20 protein-coding genes are annotated in these 20,371 nt (G+C 60.5%); 18 read left to right on the top strand and 2 right to left on the bottom strand.

What is annotated here, in order from left to right:
- Positions 1-19 precede the first annotated feature (19 nt).
- Entirely contained in the window at positions 20-1,171 is a 1,152-nt protein-coding gene (locus tag COCCU_RS11575; RefSeq protein ID WP_156231636.1) for an alcohol dehydrogenase catalytic domain-containing protein, read from the bottom strand.
- 457 nt (positions 1,172-1,628) lie between these two features.
- Here COCCU_RS11575 and COCCU_RS11570 point away from each other — a divergent pair, with 457 nt between their 5' ends.
- The 8 genes from COCCU_RS11570 to COCCU_RS11535 all read left to right on the top strand — a co-directional run bounded on the left by COCCU_RS11570 (position 1,629) and on the right by COCCU_RS11535 (position 9,460).
- Positions 1,629-2,888 carry an acyl-CoA dehydrogenase family protein gene (locus COCCU_RS11570; protein WP_156231635.1) on the top strand — a complete coding sequence of 420 codons (1,260 nt, stop codon included), beginning with the start codon at positions 1,629-1,631 and terminating at the stop codon, positions 2,886-2,888.
- Positions 2,889-2,991: 103 nt separating this feature from the next.
- Entirely contained in the window at positions 2,992-3,990 is a 999-nt protein-coding gene (locus COCCU_RS11565; RefSeq protein WP_156231634.1) for a flavin reductase family protein, read from the top strand.
- Positions 3,987-5,417, top strand: coding sequence for an MmgE/PrpD family protein (locus COCCU_RS11560; RefSeq protein ID WP_156231633.1), 1,431 nt, complete (start codon positions 3,987-3,989; stop codon positions 5,415-5,417). The genes COCCU_RS11565 and COCCU_RS11560 overlap by 4 nt, the downstream gene beginning before the upstream one ends.
- A 27-nt stretch (positions 5,418-5,444) precedes the next feature.
- Positions 5,445-6,029: a VOC family protein gene (locus COCCU_RS11555; RefSeq protein ID WP_156231632.1), complete on the top strand. Its 585-nt coding sequence runs from the start codon at positions 5,445-5,447 to the stop codon at positions 6,027-6,029.
- A complete protein-coding gene (locus tag COCCU_RS11550; RefSeq protein WP_156231631.1) occupies positions 6,029-6,574 on the top strand; it encodes a carboxymuconolactone decarboxylase family protein in 546 nt (181 codons plus the stop codon). The genes COCCU_RS11555 and COCCU_RS11550 overlap by 1 nt, the downstream gene beginning before the upstream one ends.
- Positions 6,575-6,821: 247 nt before the next feature.
- Positions 6,822-7,742, top strand: coding sequence for an alpha/beta fold hydrolase (locus tag COCCU_RS11545; RefSeq protein WP_156231630.1), 921 nt, complete (start codon positions 6,822-6,824; stop codon positions 7,740-7,742).
- Entirely contained in the window at positions 7,742-8,590 is an 849-nt protein-coding gene (hpaH, locus tag COCCU_RS11540; RefSeq protein WP_156231629.1) for a 2-oxo-hept-4-ene-1,7-dioate hydratase, read from the top strand. The genes COCCU_RS11545 and hpaH overlap by 1 nt, the downstream gene beginning before the upstream one ends.
- 57 nt (positions 8,591-8,647) lie before the next feature.
- Positions 8,648-9,460, top strand: a complete 813-nt coding sequence (locus COCCU_RS11535; protein WP_156231628.1) for an HpcH/HpaI aldolase family protein — start codon at positions 8,648-8,650, stop codon at positions 9,458-9,460.
- A 26-nt stretch (positions 9,461-9,486) separates the two neighbouring features.
- On the opposite strand, the gene COCCU_RS11530 is transcribed toward COCCU_RS11535, so the two are convergent.
- Entirely contained in the window at positions 9,487-10,794 is a 1,308-nt protein-coding gene (locus COCCU_RS11530; RefSeq protein ID WP_197088352.1) for a TetR/AcrR family transcriptional regulator, read from the bottom strand.
- A 208-nt stretch (positions 10,795-11,002) separates the two neighbouring features.
- On the opposite strand from COCCU_RS11530, the gene COCCU_RS11525 reads away from it, so the two are divergent.
- The 10 genes from COCCU_RS11525 (at position 11,003) to COCCU_RS11480 (ending at position 20,295) form a co-directional block, all read left to right on the top strand.
- Positions 11,003-11,797, top strand: a complete 795-nt coding sequence (locus COCCU_RS11525; RefSeq protein ID WP_197088351.1) for an IclR family transcriptional regulator — start codon at positions 11,003-11,005, stop codon at positions 11,795-11,797.
- Between the two features lie 213 nt (positions 11,798-12,010).
- The gene (locus COCCU_RS11520; protein WP_197088350.1) at positions 12,011-13,036 is read left to right on the top strand and encodes an ABC transporter substrate-binding protein; all 1,026 of its coding nucleotides are present in this window, start codon (positions 12,011-12,013) and stop codon (positions 13,034-13,036) included.
- A complete protein-coding gene (locus COCCU_RS11515; RefSeq protein ID WP_156231624.1) occupies positions 13,036-13,893 on the top strand; it encodes an ABC transporter permease in 858 nt (285 codons plus the stop codon). Before COCCU_RS11520 ends, COCCU_RS11515 begins: the two co-directional genes overlap by 1 nt.
- The gene (locus COCCU_RS11510; protein ID WP_156231623.1) at positions 13,893-14,651 is read left to right on the top strand and encodes an ABC transporter permease; all 759 of its coding nucleotides are present in this window, start codon (positions 13,893-13,895) and stop codon (positions 14,649-14,651) included. Before COCCU_RS11515 ends, COCCU_RS11510 begins: the two co-directional genes overlap by 1 nt.
- 57 nt (positions 14,652-14,708) lie before the next feature.
- Positions 14,709-15,521: an ABC transporter ATP-binding protein gene (locus COCCU_RS11505; RefSeq protein WP_156231622.1), complete on the top strand. Its 813-nt coding sequence runs from the start codon at positions 14,709-14,711 to the stop codon at positions 15,519-15,521.
- Positions 15,522-15,645: 124 nt separating this feature from the next.
- Complete coding sequence (locus tag COCCU_RS11500; RefSeq protein WP_156231621.1) at positions 15,646-17,115, top strand: NAD-dependent succinate-semialdehyde dehydrogenase; 1,470 nt, start codon at positions 15,646-15,648, stop codon at positions 17,113-17,115.
- Between the two features lie 120 nt (positions 17,116-17,235).
- The gene (locus COCCU_RS11495) at positions 17,236-18,048 is read left to right on the top strand and encodes an ABC transporter ATP-binding protein (RefSeq protein ID WP_156231620.1); all 813 of its coding nucleotides are present in this window, start codon (positions 17,236-17,238) and stop codon (positions 18,046-18,048) included.
- Positions 18,045-18,704 (top strand): ABC transporter permease, encoded by a 660-nt coding sequence (locus tag COCCU_RS11490; RefSeq protein ID WP_156231619.1) that lies wholly within the window; start codon positions 18,045-18,047, stop codon positions 18,702-18,704. The genes COCCU_RS11495 and COCCU_RS11490 overlap by 4 nt, the downstream gene beginning before the upstream one ends.
- Positions 18,701-19,387, top strand: a complete 687-nt coding sequence (locus COCCU_RS11485) for an ABC transporter permease subunit (RefSeq protein WP_156231618.1) — start codon at positions 18,701-18,703, stop codon at positions 19,385-19,387. The genes COCCU_RS11490 and COCCU_RS11485 overlap by 4 nt, the downstream gene beginning before the upstream one ends.
- Positions 19,384-20,295: an ABC transporter substrate-binding protein gene (locus COCCU_RS11480; RefSeq protein ID WP_156231617.1), complete on the top strand. Its 912-nt coding sequence runs from the start codon at positions 19,384-19,386 to the stop codon at positions 20,293-20,295. The genes COCCU_RS11485 and COCCU_RS11480 overlap by 4 nt, the downstream gene beginning before the upstream one ends.
- Positions 20,296-20,371: the final 76 nt, after the last annotated feature.

The raw sequence follows: 20,371 nt of genomic DNA, 5'->3' as shown, positions 1-20,371 counted from the left end.
CGCGGCTTAACGATGTTGGCTAGTTATGCGGTGGGAGCGGGGTATCCCCGAACATGATGATCTGGCGGAGGACATTGCCCTGTTGCAGCTGGTCCATGGCTTCATTGATGTCCTCGAGACGGATCCGGGAGGAGATCAGCCCCTCGGCGTTGAGCTTGCCTTCCCGCCATAGTTGCTCATAGATCGGGATGTCCACGCTCGGCACCGCAGACCCGAGGTAGCTGCCCACCAGGTGGCGGGCCTGGGAGGTGATCTCCAGTGGATCGATCTCGATTTTCTGCCCCGGTGCGGGCAGTCCCACGGTGCAGGTGATGCCCCCGGGTTCGGTAATCGCCCAAGCGGTTTCCAAGGCCTTGGGATGGCCAGCTGCTTCAATCGCGGCCGTCACCTTCAGCCCGGCGGTCACCGCCTCCGCGGGAGTCATGGCGCTGGTGGCACCCAGAGCCAACGCCTGCTGCTGCTTATCGGTCTGCAGGTCGATGCCGATGATCTCTTTGACGCCCAGGGCCGCGGCAGTGATGACAGCTGCCATCCCGACACCGCCCAGGCCGACCACGGCAATGCGGTCCTCGGGACCTGGCTTAGCCACGTTGAGTACAGCGCCACCGCCAGTGAGAATGGCGCAGCCGAAGATGGCGGCGATCTCGGGGGGAATATCTGCCCCGATCGGGACCACGGATTTACGGGAGACCACAGCATGGGTGGCGAAGCCGGATACCCCGATATGGTGCTTGATCTCCTCGCCTTCTCTACGGAGGCGACGTCCGCCACCGAGTAAGGTGCCAGCCTCATTGGAAGCAGAACCATTCCTGCAGGGGATCTTGCCGTTGGAGTTGCAGCCTTTGCAGTCCCCGCAACGCGGTAGGAAGGTCATGACCACGGTGTCACCGACCGCCAGATCGGTGACACCTTCACCGAGTTCCTCCACCACACCGGCGGCCTCATGGCCCAGCAACATCGGGAGGGGACGGGGACGGTCATTATTGACCACCGAGAGATCAGAATGGCAGATGCCGGCGGCAGTTATCCGGATCAACAGTTCCCCGGCTTCGGGAGGATCCAGCTCTAGGTGCGAGACCCGGAGGGGCTGAGACTGGGAATAGGGGAGTTCTGCACCGGAGCGCTCAAGAACCGCACCCTGGATGAGTCGTGTCTGCGTGCTTATGGTCATCTGTCTTTCCTTGTTCAAGCGCCCAGGCGGTGTGATGCACCACTGGATGAGGGGAAGTTGTTAGCTAGGACGCTAGATCTGCCGAGAAGTGGCGACCAGTGAAATTTCCGGCATCTGGAAGGAACCGGAAGATTTCCCTCGCACCTCCCCGGGAATCACCTCAGGGGCCGTCCCGGCGCCCCTCGCTGACCCCGGGGGTGCTCGACATTTCGGCTGGGGCGTGACTTGGCGGGAGCGTGGGGGATCTGTCCCATCGGGGCGGAAAGGGTGTTGATGGGGCTCGCGTGCGGAGGGAGCCGGTTGTGTGGAAACCACGCTAAGAGCCTCATTGTGTCCCTGAGCTGGGATTTTAGGATGTGGAAAAGCTTCTTTGCCGCATGGTGGAATCGGATGTCGCGTCACTAAATGCTGTTCCATATGATCCAGGTAACGAAAACATCTGGAATGGGAGAACCTCATGAAAACCATCTACACCGATCAGCCGAGATCCGCCGAGGAGTACCTGGCACCTCGTGCTGATGACTGGAGTGACTACCGTGTCCGTGCTCTGGCTGAAGGTGAGAAGTACCTGGCTGCAATCGACGGCATCCTCGAGCTGGTCCGGGAGAACGCCCACCATTCTGAGGAGGACGGCAAGGTTGCTGACTCCACCGTAGAGGCGATGATCAGCACCGGCCTCTTCCGCTCCTTCACTCCACTGCAGTACGGCGGACTGGAAATGGCTCCGGCTGCTTTCTACGAGGGGGTCATGCGCATCGCTGAGGCTGACAGCTCAGCAGCCTGGATCGCCGGGCAGCTCAATATCCACGCTTATGAGATCGCCCTGATGGACAAGCGGATGCAGGATGAATTCTGGGTTGATGGACCGGACACCCGTGCCTCAAGCTCCTACGCTCCGATCGGCAAGTGGGAGGAGGTTGAGGGCGGTTACCGACTCAATGGCACCTGGACATTCTCCAGCGGTGTGGATCATGCGAGCTGGGTGATTCTGGGAGGTCGGGATCGTAACTTCGTAGTGCCGATCGAGGACGTCATCATTGACCACAACAGCTGGGATGTGCAGGGCCTCAAGGGCACCGGTAGCAAGGCCGTCACACTCACGGATGTCTTCGTGCCGCGCTACCGCACCCACCATCTGATTGATACCTACAATGATCAGAACCTGGGATGGGAGGTCAATAACCGGCCGCTCTACTGGATGTCCTGGCTGTCCCTGTTCAACTCCACCCCGGTGAACACCGCCATCGGTACCGCTCTGGACGGAATCAACATCTTCATCGAGCAGTCCAGGGTACGACTGACCCGCCAGGGAACCGGCGCCCCTGCCGCCCAGAATCCCTTCCTGCATCTGAAGGTCGCGGAATCACTCAGTGGAGTACGCACCGTCAAGCAGCGTCAGCTGAACACCTGGCGTGAGTTCTTCGATATCGCCTGTGAAGGCAAAGAAGTCCCGAGCATCGACCGGATGCGCCTGCGCTATGAGACCGCTGAGGCGATCGCCATCAGCTTCGAATCCCTCACCCACCTCTGGCCGATCGCCGGCGCAGCCGCCTCCGCCAGCTTCAACCCCCTGCAGCAGAAACTGCGTGATCTCATGGCTGCGCGTAACCATGGTTCTGCCGGCAAGGAACTGGCTGCTGGCCAGTATGTCAAGGCCATCTTCGGCCTGGAACCGGCCCCTTTCTCCGATTTCGGCACCCTGGCCTTCTACAAGTAGGGGCGCAGCCGAAAATCAGGCACCTTCCCCGCCAATCTGCCCATGTTAATCAGTCACCCTCCATGACATTCCGCTTCTTCCCTCCACCCTGAAAGGAGTTCCCATGGTAATTTCCCACCCACAGACATTGACACTTCAGCCGATTGAAAACGGCGCTCCATCCGATGATGTCCGGGCTTTCCGTAGAACTCTCGGACAATTTGCCACCGGCATCACGGTGATCACCACCAACACCGGTGAGAAACTGACCGGAATGACCGCAAACTCCTTCACCGCGGTCTCCCTGGATCCGCCCCTGGTGCTCTGGTCCATCCGCAAGGAATCCGGTAGTTTGGCAGCTTTCCTGGAATCCGGTCATTTCAGCATCAATATCCTCGCTGAGAACCAGAACACGGTATCCGAGATCTTCGGTCGACCCCGTGATGAACAGTTCTCCCAGGTGGAGTGGATTCCCGGAAAATTCGGGGCACCCCTGTTCCCCGGTTCCATCGCCCATCTGGAATGCGAGACCCATGAGGTCATTGATGCCGGTGATCATCACATTCTCATCGGCAGGGTAGACAACTACGCCCGTTTCGAGGGAAAGCCACTGCTCTTTTCCCAGGGACAGTTCGGGGTGCCAACCGCTTTCCTCGAATCACCCCAACCAGCACCAGCAGCGGGTGATCCAAGACTGGATCTGGATAATGAGCAGACGATCTTCATGTCCCTGCTCAAGGCTGCCAATCAGCAGATGTCCCAACTCTTCCAGGAACATCGCCACCAGGTCGGAGTTACTGTGGCCACCGGCAGAGTCCTCAACCAACTGACAGTTCGGGCGGACAACGTGGAGGATCTCGGCCGGGTGGCGTTCCTTGGTGAGAACACCGTCGAAGATGCCCTGATTGAATTGGCTGGCCAGAATCTGGTCGCCCCACAGGCAGAAGGAAAGTGGGCCATCACCGCGCCGGGCCTGGAAGTCCAAGCTGCCTTACGTCGCAGCGCCGCAGAATTCAATGCCCAGCAACTCAGAGACATCCCTGTCGAAGATCTAGCGGCAGCACAACGGGTGCTGCGCACCCTGATCAACCGCGAGTTCAATTCTGAAAGTGAGAACAAGTGAGCGCACCGACCACCACCGATGCCAAGAGGGACACCACTACCACCATCATTGACCAGCTGGTCAACCATGTGCTGGATACTCCTTTTGAGGCATTCAGTGAAGAAACCATTGAAGCGGCGAAGATGCGCCTCGTGGACGCCCTGGGGTGCACGGTCTCCGGTTCCGGGGTCGCCCAGAACGATGCCCTCACCTCCCTGTTCCAGGAATGGGGTGGGGCACCCCAGGCAACGGTGCTCGGTTCCGGATTAAAACTTCCCCTGGCACAGGCTGCGATGATCAACTCTCTGCAGACCCGCTCCTTCGACTTTGAGGTCTGTGGTCCGGAACCCGAGGGCATCAACCGTGGAAAGATGGTCGGCCACGTTGCCAGCACCACCGAACCCACCGCCCTCAATGTCGGCGAGTACACCCATGCCGATGGTAAAGAACTCCTGGCTGCGGTAATTCTGGGTGGGGATGTGGCCGCCCGGATCTCGGTGTCGAACACCTTCAACTTTGATGCCGATTTTGAGGTCTGCGGCACCTCCAACACCTTCGGAGCCACCGCGGTCGTCGGCCGACTCATGGGGCTGAGCCACGAACAGCTACGCAACGCCTTCGGCATTGCCCTCAACCTCATGGCTGGTTCCTACCAGGGCATCTGGGATGGGGCACACTCCTTCAAACTGCCTGGCGCGCAGGCCGCCTACAACGGTGTCATCAGCTGCCAGATGTCCCTGAACGGCTTCAAGGGTGTTGATGATGCACTGGAAAGTCGTCTCGGTTTCTTCCACCTCTACTGCAAGGATCCCCACCCGGAGAACATGCTCGCTGATCTGGGGGAGGTGTACTACGTGAAGGGGCAGCACAAGATGCACCCCTCCTGCTACGGCAACCATAATCCGATCGAAGCAGCACTGTTCCTGCGGGAGGAACATGACTTCAATGGTGCAGATGTCGCCGAGGTGGTCATCGGGGTACCCCCGAATCGCCTGGACCACTTCCTCAACCAGGTTGCCACCGTCGAGGATGAACAACCGAAGTTCCTCTTCACCATCCCCTACGGTGTGGCCAATGCCCTGTATCGGGGCAGACCAGAATTGGTGCATTACACCCAACCCCAGGTGTATGACCCGGAGGTTCTGGACCTGGTGACCCGGGTCCGGCTGGAGGCCACCCTTCCGCTGGGTAAGAACCAGTCTGTTCATCTGCGGGTCAAACTCAAGGACGGAGCCGAGTATGAAACCTACCGGGAGAACCCCACAGGATGGCTCGATGACCCGGTCACCATGGAACAGGTGGTGGAGAAGTACTGGCGCAACCTGGACTTCGCCGGAATGGTGAACCGTGAGGATGCCGCCCGAGCCCTGGACATGCTCCGCAACCTGGAGCAGATCCGAGATGTCGCGATCATCACACCCCTTTTGACCGCCAACAAGACACATTGAACCTGAAATTCAACAAGGAGTAATAGCATGACCACTTTCTTCAACCCCAAGCTCGCCCATCTCGGTATCTTCTGCAAGGATCTGGATGCCATGATCGACTTCTACACCCGTGAGTTCGGCATGATCATCAGTGATGCCGGCCTGGGTAAGTCCGGAAAAGCCGGAATTCAGCGTCGGGGGGCCTTCCTCACCGCAGACCCCGGTGAGCACCACCAGCTAGCACTGATCGAGGGCCGCGAACCGGGTACTCCGCCCACCACCGCCCAGATCTCCTTTGTCATTCCTTCGTTGAGTGAGCTGCGTGCCTTCTGGGTGCATGTCAAGGAGACCGGTATCCCGGTCCAGGTGGTCAAAAACCATGGCAACGCCTGGAGCATTTACATTGAAGACCCGGACGGCAACATGTTGGAGATCTACGCCCATGCTGACTACTACGTCTCCCAGCCGCTGGGTGAGCCACTGAACCTGGATGACAGCGAGGAGGAGATCCTCCAGCAGACCGAAGAGCTCGTCGCCAGCGACCCGAAGGCGCGTCCCCGCGCAGAATGGATGGCGGAACAGGCTGCGAAGATTGAGGCAGCCCGCCCCAAGCTGAACTTCCAGTTGGCGTGATGGCACGGATCGACTACTTCGACCCGGAGAGCGCCCCGGAGCACATCATCCGTGCCATGGGTGGCAAAAAGAAGTTGGGCATCTTCCGGATGATCGCCAACTCTGAAAACGTCGGGCCGGAAGTTCTGGAGCTGGGTAAAAAACTCAGCGTCGGCAGCTCCCTGCCGCATGAGATCCGGGAAGTGGTGATCCTCCGGGTCGGGTACCTCTCCGATGCCGCCTATGAACTCAAACAGCACACCGCGGTGGCGCGCCGGGTCGGGCTCAGTGATGAGATGATCGCCGCTATCGGGGAGTATCCCGACAGTTGTTTCCCCTTCACCCAGGAACATCTGGACTATCTGCACTTCACGGACGCAGTAGTCAAGGAGACCACACCCGGTGATGAGGTGTTTAGCAGGGTTCAGGTTCGGCTGGATAACAGCCAACTGGTGGAACTGGTTCTGTTGATCGGTTTCTACATGATGGTTTCCAGGGTGATGAACACCTTCAATATTGATTTGGAGACCGGGCCCGCCGAGCCTTATTCCCTCCGACTCCAATAACCGGGGTAGCTTATCGACGACCCTCCCCACCGCAGTGCACCGGGGGCCGACGCCATCGCGTCGGCCCCCGGTGCATTTGGTTCCCCAGGTAGGACACCGGGAATTTCGGGGTGCTTTCCAGCGGGCGGCAAAGATGGTTTCACCAGCGGTTTCGAACCCTTAATCTAGTTTTAATGAACCTTCCCTGAGGTGTTGTGGATGACACATCGCCGAGCAGGGAGCCGCTGAACCCTAAAAGGACGAGACCATGACGACAATCCCGGAGCCCTGCGAGCCCCGCAGCATTTGGACTTACCTGAACACCGTGCCCCACCGACTCGGCTGGGTGGAGGCGAATCAGGTTTCCACCAGGTACCTGGAATCCGGCGATCCGGAGGGAGAGGTACTTCTGTTGCTCCACGGCACTGCCGGAAGCCTCGAGAACTTCTGCGCCAATTATGGCCCGCTGGGGGAGCACTACCGGGTGATCGGTATCGACATGCTCGGCTGTGGTTACACCGCTAAGCCGGACCGGCCCTACCTGATCGCTGATTATGCTGAACATGCCCTGGCCTGCCTGGATGCACTCGGTATCGAGAAAGCTGCTGTCATCGGGGTGTCCCTGGGTTCCTGGGTCGGAGCCCGCATGGCGCATCTGGAACCGGGGAGAATCACCAGTCTGACCATGGTGGCCCCAGCCGGCATCGTGGTTGATGTTGAGAAGGAGAAGGCAGTGGGGGCGGATGTCCGCAACCGGCGTCAGAACGCGGCGCAGGCACCCTCCTGGGAATCCGTGACCACCGCGATGGGGCGTCTCATGCTCAATCCCGCCGATCTCATCGATGATCTGGTTTCGGTCCGGCTGCGGATCTACCAGCAACCCGAGATGGCCACCGCCATGGGTAACCTGCTGGCCTTCACCCGTGGAGATCAGCACCTGAGCCTGGAGGAGTGGCAGGAACTGACTCTGCCGGTGCTGGTGATTGCCGCAGTAGAGGCACCCAATATGTTCCTGGACAATGCCTATGCACTGGCAGAGGTACTGCCTCGTCCCACGCTGGTGGAATTAAGCGGTTGTGATCACTGGGCCCAGTTTGAACAACCCGAGGCCTTCCACCGGGCGGCCCTGGATTTCCTGTCCTCGGTCTCCGCTGGGGCTGCCGTGAATGTGGTTGAGGAGCGAGTCTGATGACCACCGTTCTGAGCAGTACCTCCACCGCAGATCAGATTCCTGCGCTCAGCAGCCAGATCCATGCTGACCTGGCCTGGGAACTTCATCGGGCGGAACAGCAGCGAACCCAGCTGCGTCACTTCTCCAGTCGTTTTCCGGAGATGGGCTTTGAGGATTCCTACCGGATCTCGCAGGCCTGGGCTGAGATCAAGAAAGAAGAGGGCCAGCAGATCATCGGCCACAAGATCGGCTTGACCTCACGTGCCATGCAGATGAGCAGCCAGATCGATGAACCAGACTTCGGAACCCTCTTCGATGAGATGCTCTATGAGTCCGGCCAGAGTATCGACAGCACCCGTTTCATTCTGCCCAGGGTGGAGGTGGAGCTGGCCTTCATCCTGGATAAACCCCTGGAAGGTCCCAGAGTCTCGGTGGCTGATGTCTACCGGGCCACCGAATATGTCACCCCGGCACTGGAAATCATCGATGCCCGCATTGAGCAGCATGACCGTGAGACCGGTGCTCCCCGTCGGGTTTTTGACACCATCTCCGATAATGCGGCGAATGCCGGCATCGTGCTGGGGGCGGCACCGGTGAAGGTGGATTCAATTGACCTTCGTTGGGTGGGTTCCCTGCTTCACAAAAATGGCGTGATTGAGGAAAGTGGGTTGGCCGCCGGGGTGTTGGGGAATCCTGCGATCGGGATCGCCTGGCTGGCGCGTCGACTTCACAGCATCGGTGAGCGGCTCGAAGCGGGGGAGACCGTGCTGGCGGGATCCTTCACCCGTCCGGTGTCGATATCTCCCGGTGATGTGGTGCATGCCGAATATGGCACGCTCGGCTCGCTCAGCTTCGCTCTCACTTAAATCCTTACACCGCCCACCTGAACCATCCGCTTTATCCCTAATAGATTGGACTTCCAGATGACCAGCCTTTCGCGCTCCCTGCCCCCTAACCGCTTCAAGCAGCGGTTACTCGCAGGGGAGCAGCTCCATGGGTTGTGGACGGTGCTGGGAGATGGTTATGCCGCAGAATTACTCGGTGGCTGTGGTTATGACTGGCTGCTCATTGACGCGGAACACGCGCCCAATGACCTGCGTTCGGTGTTACAGCAGTTGCAGGGGATAGCCGCCTCGCGGGAATATCTGGGGGAGCACGCCAATGAGGTGTCTCAGCCGGTGCTCCGCATCCCTCATGGTGATCCGGTGTTGATCAAGCAGTACCTGGAAATCGGGGTGCGTAACCTTCTGGTTCCCATGGTGGAAAGTGCTGAGCAGGCCGCTGGGTTGGTGAAGGCGATTCATTACCCCCAGGATGGTGCCCGGGGGGTCGGGGCCACCCTGGGGAGGGCTTCTCAATGGGGCCGCTACCAGGATTACCTGGCGAAGGCCTCGCAGAACATCACCCTGATCGTGCAGATAGAGTCCCGCAAGAGTCTGGAAAATCTGGCGGAGATTGCCGCCACCCCAGGTGTGGACGGGGTGTTCTTCGGGCCTTCTGACCTGGCCGCAGATTTCGGTCTCGCAGGTCAACCAGGGCACCCCGAGGTTACTGCGGCGATTGATGAGGCACTTGCCACCGCCCTGTCCCTGGGTGTTCGCTGCGGCATCATGATGATAAATCCGGAGGCTGTCCGTGAGTGGTACACCAAGGGCATCAGCTTCGCCGGGGTTGGAGTGGACACCATCCTGCTCACCCGGGCTGCTGATGAACTGCTCGCAAGTTTCCGGGATTGATCAAGGAACAGTCCTGCTGAGTTATTTCAGCATGCAGAAGCTATCCCACGCAGTTGTTCCTCCCACTGGGGAAGTACAAAGGAGAGGGTTGAATGCAGGCAGGTGCTGTTGTTGAGGGAAAGGCCCTGGTTCCAGAGTACGAAGTCCAACATCATCCCCTCCTGCAGTCGCATGAACATCCACGCCAGATACTCTCCCCTGCCTGCTTCAACACCCTGTTGTTGATCAAGGAAAAGCGCGATCTCTTTCTCGATCTGATGGACTCCTTGGGTCACCGCGGCGCCAGCGCTCTCCGGGGAATCCCAGTGTTGCAGCGCCAGCAGGAGACCCGCCTTGACGAGGTCCGGATTCTCTCGGATGCGATAGGTGAAGGAATCTAGCTCGGTGGCCAGGATTTCGATCCATGCCGAGCTCTCACCGCGCAGCCACTCGTGGGAACGTAGCAGTTTCAGATAGGGATCAGCCACGGCGGCCTTGACCAGCGCATCCTTGTCCTTGTATCGCCAGTAGAGGGAGCTTCGCTTGACTCCGGAATGGGCGCAGATCCGGGCAACGGTTGCACCTTCATAACCTCGTTGCGCCATCAGGTATCTGGTGGATTTCAGCAGGGCCTCGGAGGTTGAGTCCCTTTCCCCCGGCTCTGTTTCCAACGGGACTTTCCCCGGCTCAGGGGGGATGCCAGGGTTGTTGCAGTGCAGGCAGGTTGAGGTGTCGTGCCAGAAAGAGCCCCAGAGGATATTGCTGAGCAACAGGGCCCGCTTTTCCACCACCCGGTCATCAGTTTCAAGGTCGGAAACATAATGCCCGTCAAGGAACGCCATGGTCAGAAGGGCTAACCGTGCAGCTTTATCAGGGTGGGCGCTGGGAGCCTGTTCGCGGAGCGCCTGTTGCCACCACTTTTCAATGCGGGCCTGGGCTGCTTCACGCCGGCGGCGGAAAGGAATCTGTACCTGTGAATCTGAGGCGGCTCCCTCCAGCGCCAACATGATGCCCACACGGAGCGGTGCTTCGGAGGGGGTGGTGCGTAGGGCCGGAATAAGTTCGCTGAGTAGCTGATCTACCAGGGGTTGATCTGATTGGAAACCATGCCATCGGGGGCTACCGCCGGTTTCTGCGGCGGGAGCAGCAGTATAGGTCCCTTCCAGGGCGGTGGTGATCAGCTCATCCTTGTTCTTGAACATCCAGTAGATGGAGCTCGCGGGAAGGCCGGTTTCCTTGACAATCCGGGAAATCGTCGTGCTGTCGTAGCCGTAGCGGCCCACTAGTTCGGAGGTGATTTCGAGGATCTTCCTCCGGCTGGCTTCCCCCCGGGCATTTCGATTGCTGCGGCTCATCATGGACTCCTTGAACACTGCCTGAGCAGAGGTAGATGTGTCATTTCATTTGAAAGTGGTGCTTGACCAGAAGGGATCAAGAATATAGATCAGCTCTGGAACGATCGATACATTTAGTGTACCATCCACTACAGAAGAGGTGCATGTCACAAATCTCTCACTGTTGAGAAATTTTGCACTTATATGAATGACTGGAGAGGAAATGGCCATGACCATGGTTTCGTCCGATGTGAAGCGGGGTCGATCAGGGCAGCGGGGTGCTGAGGGCGATTCGGGGGGTACTGCCTCGGTGCTCAAGGCACTGAAGCTGCTTGAGGTGTTCCGGAGCGGAGATTCCACACTTGGGGTGACAGAGATTGCTCGTCGCGTTGAGGTGCCCACTTCCACGGCCTACCGCCTGCTGGCGTACCTGGTGGAGGGTGGCTTCGTGGTTAAGGACGGGTCGAAGTATCGGCTCGGAAATCGTCTCTTCGCCCTCGGTAATCAGGTGCCGCTTTGCCAGCCGAAAGGGTTGAGGGAGCAGGTTTCTCCCCATCTTGGTGAGCTTTATGCCGCTACCGGCCTGACGGTGAAGCTGGGAATTCTGGAAGGGCTCGAGGTGATCATCCTGGACAAGGTGGCTGGTCTTCGGACCGCCCCGGCGCCCACTGCGGTTGGTGGGAGATTGCCGGCAAACTGCACCAGCATGGGCAAGGCGCTGTTGGCTTTCGGGGAGAATTCCTTGCTGCTGGACTCTTCGCAGCTTCCACGGTTGACGCGATATTCCATTAATAGCCGCGAACTGCTGGAGCGTCAGTTTGATGAGATCAGGGCCTCCCGCCTGAGCTATGGCTCGGAGGAGGCGATGATCGGCCAGGTATGCGTGGCTTCACCGATCATTCAGGAGGGGCGAGCTGTCGCTGCGATCAGCCTCAGTGCCCGTCCCAATGATCCGAACCTCTCCCGCTCCATCGGGGCGCTCGCCAGTGCAGCGCGGCAGCTTGAGCGCTCCCTGGTTCTCTAGATCTTCTTTATTTCCTCACTGCCTGCAACATTCAAAAAGTATTGCGCCATGTGGAAAGCTCCGTTGGTGGCTCTGATCACAACCCATAAAGTGTGGACCAAGCGCTACAAAAGTGATCCACAACACTGACTAGCAGTATCAGTGATGCAGCGCAACTCAAACGCCCGGTCAAAACACAGAAGCTTTCCCAAAAACTCAGATTTGGAGCCCATCATGAAAAACCTCTCCCGCAACCGTTCCCTGCTGGCTCAGGTCGGCGCACTGGCATCCGTTGGTGTGCTTGCTCTGGGCCTGGTTTCCTGTTCTTCCGCTGAGGGGAACGAAGGTGGTGGGAACGCTGAAAACAAGAGCGAGCTGAAGATTGGTTCTTCCCCCTCCCTGGCATCTCTCTCGCTACAGGGTGCGATCGCCAACGGTCACTTCGGAGAAGATGGGCTCACTGTGGAGGTGGTACCCAACAAGTCCGCCAATGATGCGGTGCCACAGCTCCTCAATGGCGGTATAGATATCGCCCAGATGGACATGATCACCTTCCTCAAGGCCCGTAACGAGGGGCTGCCCATCCAGATTGTGGCAGGTGCAGGTGAGCAGTCCACGGATGGTGTGGAAGGAGAGATCTCCGGCGCAGGTGTGGTTGCCAACCCCGACAGTGATATCGAGGGTGCCTTGGATCTGGTCGGACGCACGGTCGGTGTGCCGGCCATCAAGACCCAGACCTGGATGAATATCCGGGCAATCGTGGATGAAGCAGGCGGCGACTCCTCCCAGATTGATTTCGTGGAGGTTCCCTCCGCCCAGACCATTGACCTGGTCAATCGTGGTCAGGTGGATGCTTCCACCCCCTCCGAGCCGCTGCAGTCATCCTCCATCGCCCAGAATAAGGTCAAGCTGGTTCACTCCACCGATGTTCCCGGCCTCAAGGGAGCACCCTCCTCGGTGTTCGTGGCCAGCGAGGATTTCGTGACGAAGAACCCGGAGACCGTGGAGAATTTCGCAGACTCGGTGTACACCGCCGCCGCTGAGATCCGGGATAACCCGGATCTGGCCAAGGAGATCGGTGAGAAGCAGCTGAACCTGAAGCCGGAACAGCTGGAAACCATGTTTGTGCCTGCCCTGGCCACCGATCACCCCACGGCGGAAGAACTCAACATGGTGATTGAGCTGGCCGTCCGATACGAGATCCTGGAAGCTGCCCCTGAGCTGGAGGGCGCATTCGCTGCTCCGGGTGAGGAGAACTGATGAGTGTCCTGGCCCCGGCTTCAAAGCCGACGACCGAATCCCGGAAATATCCGGGTACCAAACCAAAAGCAAAGCGGGATAAGACCTCCAGTCAGAAAGTCATGGGTCCCCGGATCCTCGCCATCCTGATCCTCGTGGTGGGTTGGCAGCTGCTCACCATGACACCACTGGTGGACACGGACAGTCTGCCCAGCCCGAGCATGATCTTCAGTGCACTCCTCGGCCTGTGGGGATCTGCGATCTACTGGTCCTCCCTGGGAAACACCCTGCTGGTGTGGGCACTTGGCCTCGGACTCAGCGCCCTGATCGGCATTCCCACCGGACTGCTGATCGGTGCCTCGTTGCGGGCCACCCAGAGCACCCGCTGGGTGGTGGACTTCTTCCGCACCATCCCAACGATCGCGCTGCTCCCTCTGGTGTTGTTGCTCTTCGGTGCGACCATGAAAATGTCCATCACGATGATCGTGCTCTCCGCGGTCTGGCCGCTGCTCATCCAGTCGATGTATGCGGCCAAGCAGGTGGAACCCCTCCATAAGTGGGTCATGGCGGTCTTCCGGATCAGCCTGATCGACCGGCTGAAGTTCCTCTGGGCGCCCAGTGTCGCGCTCTTCGTCTCCACCGGCATGCGGCTAGCGGCCACCATGGCGTTGCTGATGACCATCGCCGCGGAGTATCTGGGAGGTGCTCCCGGACTGGGGCTGCAGCTATCTCTGAATGAACTCGCTTTCCGACGTCCGGAAGTGTTTGCTTACGCACTCACCGCCGGCATGATCGGTGTCCTGATCAACCTCTTCCTTGTCCAGTTGCAGCGACGCTTCCTGTGGTGGCACCCGATCATCCGAGGAGAGCGTTCCTGATGACACGTCTAAAGAACCTCACCTGGGAGCTGTGGCTCCCGGTAGTCCTGATCCTCCTGTGGCTGGGGGCATCCGCCAACAGCACCAACTTCTACTTCCCGCCGCTGAGCGAGATCCTCTCCCAGACCGTGAACCTCTGGTTCATGGACGGCATCATCGAGAACCTGCTTCCCAGCCTGGGACGTATCCTCGCCGGATTCCTCCTGGCGATGCTCGTGGGTGTGATCGGCGGCATCATTCTCGGACTCCTCCCGAAGTTTGAATCTGCCCTCCGCCCCCTGCTTGAGCTGCTGCGCTCCACCCCGGGTGTGGCCCTGCTGCCCATCGCGGTGATCTTCCTCGGTATCGGCGACGGCATGAAGATCTTCATGATCGCCCTGGCCGCGATGTGGCCGGTCCTGCTCAACACCATCGACGGTATCCGTTCCGTGGAACCGGTTCTGCTGGCTGCCGCCAGAAGCTACCGGATTCCGCTCGCTGACCGGATCCGCTTCATCTACATGCCCAATGCCGCTCCCCAGATCTTCTCCGGGGCACGTCTGTCCATCGCCATCGCAGCCGTGGTCCTGGTGGTCACCGAGATGATCGGTTCCCCGGGCGGTATCGGTTACTTCATCCTCGACTCGCAGCGCACCTTCGGCATCCTCAACATGTGGACCGGCATCTTGATGCTCGGTCTCCTGGGCTACGGACTCAACCTCGCCTTCCGTCTCGTCGAGATGCGGGTGCTGTCCTGGCACAACGAAAAGAACGCCTGATCTCCTTCCCAGGTGTCTGGCCAACCACATCCTCCAAGCAGACAGGAACCCGCAATCATGTCCGAAAATCTCCTGGTCGTAGAAGGGCTCTCGAAGAGCTACGGCCCGAACCAGGTCCTCGGTAATCTCAACTTCAATGTCCGTTCCGGTGAATTCATGTGCATCGTCGGACCCTCCGGTGCCGGCAAGACCACCCTGCTGCAGTGCCTCTCCGGGCTGATCTCCCCCAGTGGTGGCTCGGTTTCCCTCCGTGACAAGGTGGTCACCGAACCGCCAGCCGAGATGGCCATCGTCTTCCAGGATTACTCCCGCTCCCTCATGCCGTGGATGTCTATCCTCGACAATGTGATGCTGCCGTTGCGGACCTCCGTCAAGGACAAGACCAAGCGTCAGGAACGTGCCATGGAGGCACTGGCTGAGGTGGGTCTGAAAGACCATACGACTAAGTATCCCTGGCAGCTTTCCGGTGGTATGCAGCAGCGGGTGGCCATTGCCCGGGCATTGGCCTACTCCCCGGCGATCGTGCTCATGGATGAGCCTTTCGCCTCGGTCGATGCCCAGACCCGGGCTGATCTGGAGGACCTGATCCTCGGAGTGAAGAACCGCCTCGGCATCACCATCGCCTTAGTCACCCACGACATCGATGAGGCCGTCTATCTTGCCGACCGGGTGCTGGTCCTGGGGCGTAAGCCCACCCAGGTGGTGGACATGATCGAGACGAATCTGGGTCTCGAAAGAGACCAGGTGAGCACCAAGTCCACCCGTGAGTTCGCGGAACTGCGTGCCCGGGTTTACCAGGAGATCCGCCACGGTGAGATCCCCAGCTCCAGCGGCGGAGTGGAAACACCGAGGCAGGTCGCTTCGACCTAGTCGATCGCGGTGTCGATAAGCATTCCGATGCCCAGCTGAACCTTCACCGCCGCCCCGAGGATCTCCCTCGAGGCGGCGGTTTCTCAATTGACATATACGGGTTCCAACCCGGGAAAGCACTCAGATGAATGACAAGATCTCGACACTGTTGGCCAAACTCAACACCGACCTGCTCATCGACGGGGAATGGGTTCCAGGTTCCACCGGCGAGACCCTGGAGGTGCTCAATCCGGCCACGAATGAGGTGATCACCAGCGTTGCCTCCGCCACCGAGGAAGACGCCCACCGGGCCTTTGCGGCAGCCTGTCGGGCGCAGGAGAGCTGGGCAAGAACCCCGGCCCGGGAACGCTCAGAGATTCTTCGTCGCGCCTTTGACCTGGTGATGGAACGGGCAGAGGACTTCGCGATCCTGATGACCCTGGAAATGGGCAAACCACTGGCTGAGGCCTACGGGGAAGTCACCTATGGCGGAGAATTCCTCCGCTGGTTCTCGGAGGAAGCTGTCCGCCACTACGGGATTTCCGGAACAACCCCCGAAGGCTCCCTGCACATGCAGACGGTGCGCCACCCGGTGGGCCCCTGCTTCCTGGTAACTCCCTGGAACTTCCCGCTGGCCATGGCCACCCGCAAGATCGCACCAGCCTTGGCTGCTGGCTGCGTCATGGTGCTCAAACCCGCCAAGCAGACCCCGCTGACCTCGCTTTACCTGGCACAGACATTGATTGATGCGGGCCTGCCGCAGGGTGTGCTTAATGTGGTCTGCGGCAGGAGTGCCGCGGCGATCTCCGCCCCGATCATGGCGGATCCCCGGCTGCGGAAGATCTCCTTCACCGGTTCCACCGAAGTGGGGAAATCCCTGCTGAAGTCGGCTGCAGATAATGTGCTGCGCACCTCCATGGAACTGGGTGGCAACGCTCCCTTCCTGGTCTTTGAGGATGCAGACATCGATGAAGCGGTTCAGGGTGCGATGGCCGCCAAACTACGTAATATCGGGGAGGCCTGCACCGCCGCCAACCGCTTTCTGGTGCAGGAATCGATCGCGGCGGAATTCACTGAAAAATTTGCGGCGGCGATGGAGGATCTGGTTCTGGGTAATGGGCTTGAAGAGGGGGTCACCTGTGGTCCGCTGATCGACGCACATGCAGTGGCCAATATGGTGGCACTCGTCGAGGATGCGGTGGTCCACGGTGCCACCGCGGTTACCGGCGGGACCCGCGGCGAAGGTACGGGCAACTTCTTTGCCCCGACGGTGCTGAAGAATGTACCGCCCCAGGCCAGAGTATTCCGGGAGGAGATCTTCGGGCCGCTAGCCCCGATCACAACCTTCCGCACGGAGCAGGAGGCGATTGCCTTGGCCAATGACACCGAATTCGGTCTGGCCTCCTACCTGTTCACCCCGGACCACTCCCGAATCCAGCGGGTCTCCAGCCAGCTGGAGTTCGGCATGGTCGGGATCAACACCGGGGTGATCTCCAATGCCGCCGCACCCTTCGGCGGGGTCAAACAGTCTGGAATGGGGCGGGAAGGTGGGGTTGACGGCCTCGATGACTACACCCGGTTGCAGTACCTGGGGATCAAGGATCCCTACTCCTGAACAACGGTCAGCATTTGCTGCAGGGCGCTAAACTGCTTCCCGCCCTGAACTTCCCCTGAATCATTCACCCGATTCCGCTAAAATTCCAGGAAGCTCCCCCCTGGAAGGTGGATGATCGGAATGATCGAGTTTGAAAAGGTTTCAAAGGTCTATCCCGATGGCACCACCGCGGTAGACGAGGTCTCCTTCACCGTCCCCGCCCACACCACCGTGGTGCTGCTGGGTTCCAGCGGTTCCGGAAAATCCACCCTGCTGGGCATGGTCAACCGCATGGTCACCCCGAGCTCAGGCCGGGTACTGATCAACGATGAGGACATCGCCGGCCGGGATCCGGTGCAGCTACGTCGATCCATCGGCTATGTGCTGCAGGCCGGTGGACTGTTGCCGCACCGCAGCGTGGTGGACAATATCGCCACCGTCCCCGTCCTGCAGGGACAGTCCCGCCGCGACGCCCGGATCCGGGCCACCGAGTTATTGGAAACCGTGGGCCTGGACCTCTCCCTGGCCCGGCGTTACCCAGCGCAGCTCTCCGGCGGCCAACAGCAACGCGTCGGAGTGGCCCGGGCACTCGCCGCCGACCCGGACATCCTGCTCATGGATGAACCCTTCGGGGCGGTGGACCCCATCGTGCGACTGGAACTGCAGCGGGAGGTCCGGCGCCTGCAGCAGGAACTGGGTAAGACGGTGCTCTTTGTCACCCATGACATTGATGAGGCCTTCAGCCTGGCCGATGAGATCGTGGTGCTCCGCCCCGGCGGCCAGATCGCCCAACGTGACACCCCGGAACACCTGCTCGCCCACCCCGTCGATGATTTCGTGGCGGAGTTCATCGGCCTCAAATCCGGGGCCAAGCGCCTGCATGTGGTGGAGGACGCAGGATCCCGGCTGGTCATGGACGCTTCCGGCCGTCTCCTCGGGGTGATTGAGGGATGAACTGGCTCTCCCAGAACCTCGACAATATCGGGGAGCTGACCCTGACCCACCTGCTGCTCACCGTGCCGGCGGTCCTGCTGAGCCTGCTGATCGCACTGCCCATCGGTTGGCTGGCGCACCGCTGGCAGCTGGGTGGGGGACTGATCCTGGTCCTGGTCGGGGTCATCTACGCCATCCCCTCCCTGCCCATGTTCATCATCGTCCCCTCAGTCCTGGGCATCGGTCTGCGCTCCAACGCGACCATGATCATCGTGCTCACCGCCTATGGGGTGGCCCTGCTCTCCCGCACTGTGGCAGATGCCTTCGCCTCCGTCCCCGGGGAAACCAGACGGGCAGCCACCGGCATCGGCTACAGCGACACCCGACGCTTCTTCACCGTGGACCTGCCCCTGGCCGCCCCGGTCATCCTCGCCGGGTTAAGGGTGGTGGTGGTCAGCACCGTCAGCCTGGTCACCGTCGGCGCGGTGGTCGGCATCCAGAGCCTGGGCACCTTATTCACCGATGGTTTCCAGCGCGGCATCTTCGCCTCCGTGCTCACCGGCCTGGTGCTCACCGTGGCCCTGGCCCTGCTGCTCGACGCCCTCTGCCTCCTGGCCGGCCGGATCCTCCTGCCCTGGCAACGCGCTGACACCTACCGCAGGGAGGTGCTTCGGTGAATGTCACCACCCTCACCCTGAACTGGTTCACTGACCCCGCCAATTGGAGTGGGGCGGGGGCCATCCCGACGCGAATGGTCGAACACCTCCTGATTTCCCTTGTGGTGGTCCTCATCGCCGCAGCACTGGCCCTGCCCCTAGGTGTCTGGATCGGCCATCAACGTCGCGGCGGCGGGGTGGTCACGGCTCTGGCGGGGGCTGCCCGGGCGGTGCCCACCCTGGGCCTGCTGACCCTGCTGGGCCTGGCCCTGGGGATCGGACTGCTCGCGCCGGGCATCGCCCTGGTGGTGCTGGCGATCCCACCCCTGCTGGCCGGTGCCTATGCCGGGGTGGCGGCGGTGGATGGGCAGACGGTCAAGGCTGCCCGGGCGATGGGGATGAAAGAATCACAGCTCATCTTCCAGGTGGAGCTGCCGTTGGCCGCGCCGGTGGTGATCGGTGGGGTACGTTCAGCGGTGATACAGGTCATCGCCACCGCCACCCTGGCCGCCTATACCGCTGACGCCGGGCTCGGCCGTTTCATCTTCGCCGGCCTGAAGACCCGCGACTACGGGGAGATGATCGGTGGCGCGCTACTGGTCATCGCCCTGGCACTGCTGGTGGAGGCCCTGTTCAGCCTGGCTCATCTCATTCCCGGGAGCGGTAACCGTCGCACCCGAACCCTTGAAAGGACCCGATCATGAAAACCCGTTTATCTCCCCTGAAGGCAGCCCTGGGCATCACCCTTTCCGCTGCGATACTCAGTGCCTGCGGCAGCGCCGGGACCCTCTCCGATGAGGAGAGCGAGGACCAGGTCATCGTGGTCGGCTCCCAGGACTACTACTCCAATGAGATCATCGCGGAGATCTACGCCCAGGCCCTGGAAAACAATGGCTACCAGGTGCAGCGGGATCTCCGGATCGGGCAGCGCGAGGTCTACATGAGTGAGATCGAGAATGGTGAGGTGGACCTCTTCCCGGAGTACACCGGCCCACTGCTGCAGTACTGGCAGCCGGACGCCGCAGAACGTCAGAGCGAGGAAGTCCATGAGGCACTTGTGGCGGCGGCACCGGAGGGACTCAACATCCTCGACCAGGCGAAGGCCACCGACCAGGATGCTTATGTGATCACCCGGGAATTCGCCGAGGAACACGGGATCAGCACCATCGAGGATCTGGCGAAGGTCAATGAGCCGATGACCCTGGGGGCCAACTCGGAGGCGGAGAGCCGCCCCAATGGTCCCGAGGGACTGGCCACAGCCTATGGCGTCGAGGTGGGCTTCACCCCGATCGAGGACGGGGGTGGCCCGCTGACGGTGAAGGCACTGAAGGACAATGACGTCCAGATCGCCATCATCTACACCGCTGACCCTGCCATCCAGGATGAGGACCTGGTGGTGCTGGAGGATCCGGCCGGCCTCTTCCTGGCCTCTCATGTGGTGCCGGTGGCCAGTGATGCGGTGGATGAGGAAGCCCGGGAGATCATCAACCAGGTCAGCGCCGCGCTGAGCGCCGAAGAACTGGTCTTCCTGAACTCCCGGAGCGTTAATGAGCAGGCGAATGCCGACACCATCGCCACCGAGTGGCTGGAAGAGGATTCGGCCGTCGGGTAGTACCCCCAGGGACCCCGGAAAACACCGGACCCGCTTGACGACGCCGAGGATCTCGACGTCGTCAAGCGGGTTTCAG

The organism is Corynebacterium occultum (assembly GCF_009734425.1).
GTDB classification, from domain to species: Bacteria; Actinomycetota; Actinomycetes; order Mycobacteriales; family Mycobacteriaceae; genus Corynebacterium; species Corynebacterium occultum.
Note: the sequence above shows the minus strand (reverse complement) of the source record. Positions and strands in the feature narration are given on the sequence as shown.